This window comes from Ahrensia marina (assembly GCF_001293565.1).
Lineage (GTDB): Bacteria > Pseudomonadota > Alphaproteobacteria > Rhizobiales > Rhizobiaceae > Ahrensia > Ahrensia marina.
Genome location: NZ_JXMU01000035.1, coordinates 1 through 1,382 on the forward strand (window position 1 = coordinate 1; position 1,382 = coordinate 1,382).

Genomic DNA, 1,382 nt, shown 5'->3' on the forward strand with positions numbered 1-1,382 from the left:
TTGTCTCTGTGACACAATCCTTCAACACAGCGACCAGCATGGGCAGGCTGACACTCAATGTCCTCTTATCTTTTGCTCAATTCGAACGGGAGGTCACAGCAGAACGCATCAGAGATAAAATCGCCGCATCCAAGAAGAAAGGTTTGTGGATGGGCGGCAATGTTCCACTTGGCTATGAGCCGGACGGCAGAACGCTAAAAATCAATCAAAAAGAAGCGGCCACTATCAAAACCATTTATGAACTGTACGAGAGCCATGGAACTCTTGATGCGGTCATAAATCATGCGGATCAACAAGGTCTTCAATCCATAGCCAAGCATGGCAGCAATCGTGGCAAGGCGTCGAGCTTCAAGCAGGGGCAGGTTCATTACATTCTGACCAACCCAGTCTATGCCGGAAAGATCAGGCATAAGGACAAGATCCATGAAGGCCAGCATGAAGCGATCATTGATCCGGATCGATGGCAGGCCATACAGTCACAACTCACCGCAGGAGCCGCCAAACAACGTGGAACAAAATCAACCAAAACCATATCACTGCTGTCCGGCAAGCTGTTTGATGAGACCGGCGATCATCTAACACCCAGCCACGCCAACAAACAGGGCAAGCGGTATCGCTACTATGTCTCCAACAGGCTGATCGCCAAGCGACAGACGAGCAAAGCAAAAGGCGGATGGCGACTACCGGCCAAAGTGTTGGAGCAGCAGATTGCCACGTCGATTGTCGAGAACCTTGAAGCGCACCTAGCGACCGATCTGTTCATTCGGCCTGATGCCGATCTGATTGAAGGCACCCAGCAAAAGCTCACTGAGCTGGGCGCGAGTATCAAAAGCGGGCAATTCGCCACCACACTCTCAATTCTCAAGCAAGCAACCATCACCGTTGGCACGATCAGCCTACAACTGGATGCCGATACATTCGCTGACTTGTTCGAAGTCCCAATTGATCAACTCAATCAAGCAGTCTGCACCTTCGACACTGCCTTCCAGTTCCGCAAACGCGGCTCAGAAACCAAGCTGGTGATCGGCAACAAGATGGTGAACGAACCAGATCAGACCTTGATCGATAACATCGCCCGAGCCCATCACTATTATGAAGCCATCAAAGCTGGTCAGACATTCGAACAAGTTGCTTCTTCGAACAACATCACCAAGCGCCGACTGCTGCAGATCATTGATCTGGCATTCATCGCACCGGATATTGTCAAGTTCATTATGATGGGTGATCAGCCCGCTAGTCTGACATCCAAATGGCTTGAGAAGAACCCGCTGCCATCAAACTGGCAGACCCAGCGCGAGATTGTTGCGCGCCTTTAAATCAACTTCCCGACACAATCACATATCGGCTATACGACCTTATGGCACTTATCGAAGGCCGATATG

At 50.6% G+C, this 1,382-nt stretch carries 1 protein-coding gene; it reads left to right on the plus strand.

Going from position 1 to position 1,382, the window contains the following annotated elements; all coding sequences use genetic code 11:
- A partial coding sequence (locus tag SU32_RS16240) for a recombinase family protein (RefSeq protein WP_054000435.1) occupies positions 1-1,316 on the plus strand: 1,316 nt, incomplete at its 5' end.
- Positions 1,317-1,382: the final 66 nt, after the last annotated feature.